The following is a 5481-nucleotide window of genomic DNA, read 5'->3' as shown; positions in this document are numbered from 1 at the left end:
TGGGTGGCGTAGGAGCCGAGGCCGCCGCTGGCGCCCCAGATCAGGACGTTGTCGCCCTGCTTCATCCCGGCACCGTTGCGGGAGACCAGCTGGCGGTACGCGGTCGAGTTGACCAGGCCCGGGGACGCGGCCTCCTCCCAGCTGAGGTGGTGCGCCTTGGGCATCAGCTGGTTCGACTTGACCAGCGCGATCTCGGCGAGGCCGCCGAAGTTGGTCTCGAAGCCCCAGATCCGCTGCTCCGGGTCGAGCATCGTGTCGTTGTGCCCGTCCGCCGATTCCAGCTCCACCGACAGACAGTGGGCGACGACCTCGTCGCCGGGGTGCCAGCGGTTGACGCCGGGGCCGGTGCGCAGCACGACGCCCGCCAGGTCGGAGCCGAGGATGTGGTACGGCAGGTCGTGGCGCGCGGCGAGCGGGGACATCCTGCCGTAGCGCTCCAGGAAGCCGAAGGTCGGCAGCGGCTCGAAGATCGAGCTCCAGACGGTGTTGTAGTTGACCGAGGAGGCCATGACGGCCACCAGGGCCTCGCCGGGCCCGAGCTCGGGCAGCGGTACCCGCTCGACGTGCAGGGACTTGCGGGAGTCGCGGTCGCGGGTCGCGATGCCCGCGAACATGTCCGTCTCCGACTTGTGCACGGTCACCGCACGGTACGACTCGGGCAGCGGCAGGGCCGCGAAGTCGGCGGCGGTGACAGCGGGAGAACCGCTGCCAGATGCGGTCGACGCGGCGATCGCGTCGAGGATTTCCTTCACAGTGGCCTCCGGCGGTTCGGACGTGACGTTCCACTGATACGCACCCCGGCGCCCGAAGTCCCGGGCGCGGCCCGCGCAGTGGGGTCCGCGCGGGCCGGGTAGGGGGTGTCCCGGGTTCCGGGCGGAGCCGCCGGCGGTCTCCGGGGGCCGCGTGCAAGCCCGGCTTTAGCCCGCCGCCGGACGCTCGTCGCCGCGCACCGGCCGGACCGGCGCGTCTGCGTCGAAAGGGGTCCTCATGAGCACCCAGGAGGAGATCCGGTTCGCGTCACTGCGGGAACGCACGGCGGAGCTCGCCGTCCTGCGGGAGCAGGTGGTACGCGGTCCGAGCGAGAAGGCGACCGAGGCCCAGCACGCCAAGGGGAAGCTGACCGCCCGCGAACGTCTCGAACTCCTCTTCGATGAGGGGACGTTCACCGAGATCGAGGGGCTGCGCCGGCACCGTGCCACCGGCTTCGGCCTGGAGTACAGGAAGCCGCACACCGACGGCGTCATCACCGGGTGGGGCCTGGTCCACGGGCGGACCGCCTTCGCGTACGCCCACGACTTCCGCGTCTTCGGCGGCGCGCTGGGCGAGGCGCACGCCCAGAAGATCCACAAGCTGATGGACCTCGCCGAGACCACCGGGGCTCCCCTGGTGGGCCTGTGCGACGGCGCCGGCGCCCGCATCCAGGAGGGCGTCACCGCGCTCGCCGGCTACGGCGGCATCTTCACCCGCAACGTGCGCAGTTCCGGGGTCATCCCGCAGATCTCCGTGGTCATGGGCCCGTGCGCCGGCGGGGCGGCCTACTCCCCCGCGCTGACCGACTTCGTCTTCATGGTCCGCGGCACCTCCCAGATGTTCATCACGGGTCCCGACGTGGTCCAGGCGGTCACCGGCGAGGCCGTCACCAGCGAGACCCTGGGCGGGGCCGACAGCCACGCGGGCACCTCCGGCGTCGCGCACTTCGCGTACGACGACGAGCAGAGCGCCCTGGAGGACGTGCGCTACCTGCTGTCGCTGCTGCCCGCCAACAACCGCGAGCTGCCGCCGGCCGCCGACACCGAGGATCCGGCCGGGCGGCGCTGCGAGCGCCTGGCCGACCTGGTGCCGTCGCGCCCCAACCAGGCCTACGACATCCGCGAGCTGATCGAGGAGGTCGTCGACCACGGGGAGCACTTCGAGATCCACGCCGGGTGGGCGCAGAACGTCGTCTGCACCCTGGCCCGGCTCGGCGGGCAGACCGTCGGCATCGTCGCCAACCAGCCGTCGTGCATGGCGGGCGTCCTCGACATCCAGGCGAGCGAAAAGGCCGCGCGCTTCGTGCAGTTCTGCGACGCCTTCAGCATCGCGCTGGTGACGCTGGTCGACGTACCCGGCTTCCTGCCGGGCGTGGACCAGGAGCACGGCGGGGTGATCCGGCACGGCGCCAAACTGCTGTACGCGTACTGCAACGCCACCGTGCCGCGGATCTCGCTGATCCTGCGCAAGGCCTACGGCGGCGCGTACATCGTCATGGACTCCCGCTCGATCGGCGCGGACATCGCGCTGGCCTGGCCGTCCAACGAGATCGCCGTGATGGGCGCCGAAGGGGCCGCGAACGTCATCTTCCGCCGGGAGATCGCCGCCTCCGACGATCCCGACGCGGTGCGCCAGATGAAGATCAAGGAGTACCAGAGCGAGCTCATGCACCCTTACTACGCCGCGGAACGAGGCCTTGTGGACGACGTCATCGACCCCGCCGAGACCAGGTCCCGGCTCATCGACGCGCTGGAGATGCTGCGCGGCAAGCACGTGCCGCGCCCCAGCCGCAAGCACGGGAACCTGCCGCTGTGAGCCCCGCCGAGGCCCAGCTGCAGCAGGCGGCCTTCCACGTGGTGGGCGGGTCCCCCACGCTGGAGGAGGTCGCGGCCATCGCCGCGCTGCTCACCGCACGGATGATGGGCGCCGAGATCTCCCCGCCCGATCCCCGGCCGGCCCGGACCCACTGGCCCGTCGGGGACGGGGACTTCCGCGCCCCGGGGGCCTGGGCCTCGTAGGGCCCACGGGTTCCCCCGGGCCTGCGGATCCCGCGGCTCCCGCGGGTCCCGCGGGTCCCGCGGGTCCTCCCCTTTAAGACCAGCTTTAGCGGCACCCCGGATCCTGTGCGGGCAGGCAGTGAGGCTGCTGCCTCCGCACCCGGCCGAAGGAGACGACGACCATGACAGTGCAGAGCCCGAACGTCATTCTCAGCGGCGGACCCGCGTCCAATCTCGAAGAGCTGGAGCGCGTCCGCTACGTGGAGGACACGAACGCGAAGGTGAAGGTCCTCAACGGGAACCGGTACGAACACTTCGAGCCGACCGGGGGCACCGTGGTGGACCCGGAGCTCGAACTCGAACTCCTCGTCTTCGCCTACAGCGGCCACACCTACATCGCCGAGTAGGCGCAGCGGCCACGCGGGAAGACCACACGGGAGCCGTCCGGGCGCAGAGCGCGCCGGGACGGCTCCCGCCGTATGTGGCTGGACAACCAGAACCTGGACCCCCTAGGTTTCTGCCTAGATGATCTAGGCAACGATCGGGGGGATGTCCCGTGGTACGTGCGGGACTGAATGCCGCCGTCCTCGTGGCGGCGGCCGCCGCCATGGCGGACGAGGCCGGCATCGAGAAGGTGACGCTGTCCGCGCTGGCGCGGCACTTCGGGGTCAAGGACGCGAGCCTGTACTCGCACGTGCGGAACCTGCGGGACCTGCGGGTGCGGGTCGCGCTGCTGGCGTCCGAGGAGATGACCGGGCGGATCGCGGACGCCGTCGCGGGCCGCTCCGGAAAGGAGGCGCTCGTCGCCTTCGCCGACGCCTACCGGGCGTACGCCCTGGCACACCCCGGCCGGTACGAGGCGACGCAGATGCGCTTGGGGCCGCAGGAGGTGGTGGACTCCGCCGCCCTGCGCCGCAGCATCGAGCTGACCTACGGGATGCTGCGCGCCTACGGGCTCCGCGAGCCGGACCTGACCGACGCGGGCCGGCTGCTGCGCAGCGCCTTCCACGGCTTCGTCCACCTCGAACTCGGCGGCGGGTTCAACCACTCCCGCACGGTGGGGGAGTCCTGGGCGCGGTCGCTCGACGCGCTGCACGTGACGCTGGAGAACTGGCCGTCCCGCGACGACGCGGAAGACCGTACACAAGACGGCGCGCAGGACGGCGCGCAGGACGACGGGGAGGACCGCTGATGCACACGCCCACAGCCCGCACCCTCAAGGTGCCCGGAGCGACCCTGTACTACGAGACGCGGGGCAGCGGCCCCGTACTGCTGCTGATCCCCGGGGGCGGAGCCGACGCCGCCGTGTACGCGGCGATCGCCCCCGCGCTCGCCGACGCCGGGTACACCGTCGTCGCCCAGGACCCGCGCGGCCAGTCCCGCAGCACCCTCGACGGGTCCCCCGCCGAACAGCGGCCCGCGGACTGGGCCGACGACGCGTGCCGCCTGCTCGACGTGGTCTCCCCGCACGAGCCCGCGTACGTCCTGGGCTGCAGCGCGGGCGCGATCGTCGCGCTCGACCTGCTGGCCCGCCACCCGGAGCGGGTGCGCCGGGTGGTGGCGCACGAGCCGCCGCTGGTGGAGGTGCTGGAGGACCCCGCACCGTACCGGGCCCTGTTCGCCGAGGTCCGGGCGCTGTTCCTGAAGGAGGGCGGCGGACCCGCGATGAAGCGCTTCGGCGAGGGCCTCGGGGAGGCCCGGCCGGAGCGGGAGCCGGACGAACCGGCCCCCGAGGTACGGGAGATGATGCCGCGCGCGTACGGCAACATGCCGTTCTTCCTGGAGCACGTCCTGCGCTCCTTCACGGGCACCACTGCGGACCTGCCGGCCCTGCGGAAGGCCTCCGCGCGGCTGGTCACGGCAGCCGGACGGGACTCGCGCCCGCAGCCGGCACTGTACGGGCCGGCCCGGCGGCTGGCGGAGCTGACGGGGGCCGCCTTCGCCGAGTTCCCGGGCGGGCACCTGGGCTGCACGGAGCGGCCGCGGGAGTTCGCGGCCCGGCTGCTGGAGGTCCTCGACGACCGGGAACGCGCGGTCGCCGCGGCCCGGTGAGGGCTACGGGGTGGCGCGGACCGGGAAGGTGAAGGCGTAGCCCCGCGCGGTGAGCCAGGGCAGGTACTGCTTGAGCGCCGCGACCGTCTCGCTGCGGTCGCCGCCGCCGTCGTGGAACAGGACGGTCGGCTGCTGCGGCAGCTTGCCCTCCACGGCGGACACGATCGCCGGCAGGCCCGGACGGCTCCAGTCCTTGGGGTCCACGCTCCAGCCCAGGGGCTGCATCCCGCTCTCGGTGGCCACCGCACGGCTGTCGGGGGTGAAGGCGCCGCCCGGCGCGCGGTAGTAGTCGACGGCGACGCCCGGGACGGCCTTCTGGATCATGGCCTTGCCGTCGAGTATCTGCCGGCGCTGGTACGCGACGGGCTTGTGGTCCATGGTCTCGTCGTGGTCGGAGGTGTGGTCGCACAGCCGGTGCCCGTCGGCGGCGACCGCGCGCACCAGGTCCGGGTACTTCCGGGCGTTGGTCCCGATCATGCAGAAGGTGGCCTTGACGTGGTTCTGCCGCAGCACCTGGAGGACCTGCGGCGTCCAGCGGGGGTCGGGGCCGTCGTCGATGGTGATCGCGACGTCGTGGCCCGGGCCCTGGGCGAGCCGGGTGATCGCCAGCGGGGTCCGGGCGGCGCCGTGCGCGGCGGTGCGGGCTTCCTGGGGGGCGGTGTGGGCGGCGCCCTGCGCGCCC

General features: G+C 72.7%; 7 protein-coding genes. 5 read left to right on the top strand and 2 right to left on the bottom strand.

Annotation, left to right across the window (positions count from 1 at the left end; all coding sequences use genetic code 11):
- The coding region (locus AB4039_RS41215) for an alcohol dehydrogenase catalytic domain-containing protein (RefSeq protein ID WP_442273202.1) at positions 1-752 on the bottom strand (752 nt) is incomplete at its 3' end.
- A gap of 235 nt (positions 753-987) precedes the next feature.
- On the opposite strand from AB4039_RS41215, the gene AB4039_RS41210 reads away from it, so the two are divergent.
- From AB4039_RS41210 to AB4039_RS41190, 5 genes are all read left to right on the top strand, one after another.
- On the top strand, positions 988-2565 hold the full coding sequence (locus AB4039_RS41210; protein WP_266845077.1) for an acyl-CoA carboxylase subunit beta: 1578 nt from the start codon (positions 988-990) through the stop codon (positions 2563-2565).
- The gene (locus tag AB4039_RS41205) at positions 2562-2768 is read left to right on the top strand and encodes an acyl-CoA carboxylase epsilon subunit (RefSeq protein ID WP_266845078.1); all 207 of its coding nucleotides are present in this window, start codon (positions 2562-2564) and stop codon (positions 2766-2768) included. Before AB4039_RS41210 ends, AB4039_RS41205 begins: the two co-directional genes overlap by 4 nt.
- Positions 2769-2929: 161 nt before the next feature.
- Entirely contained in the window at positions 2930-3154 is a 225-nt protein-coding gene (locus AB4039_RS41200) for a DUF5988 family protein (RefSeq protein ID WP_266845079.1), read from the top strand.
- 149 nt (positions 3155-3303) lie between these two features.
- Positions 3304-3939 (top strand): TetR-like C-terminal domain-containing protein, encoded by a 636-nt coding sequence (locus tag AB4039_RS41195; RefSeq protein WP_266845081.1) that lies wholly within the window; start codon positions 3304-3306, stop codon positions 3937-3939.
- Positions 3939-4799, top strand: a complete 861-nt coding sequence (locus AB4039_RS41190) for an alpha/beta fold hydrolase (protein ID WP_266845082.1) — start codon at positions 3939-3941, stop codon at positions 4797-4799. Before AB4039_RS41195 ends, AB4039_RS41190 begins: the two co-directional genes overlap by 1 nt.
- 3 nt (positions 4800-4802) lie before the next feature.
- Here the strand turns inward: AB4039_RS41190 and AB4039_RS41185 are convergent.
- Positions 4803-5481, bottom strand: a 679-nt coding sequence (locus tag AB4039_RS41185) for a polysaccharide deacetylase family protein (RefSeq protein WP_442273201.1), incomplete at its 5' end; no start/stop codon positions are given.

The organism is Streptomyces sp. M-16 (assembly GCF_052114405.1).
Lineage (GTDB): Bacteria > Actinomycetota > Actinomycetes > Streptomycetales > Streptomycetaceae > Streptomyces.
Note: the sequence above shows the minus strand (reverse complement) of the source record. Positions and strands in the feature narration are given on the sequence as shown.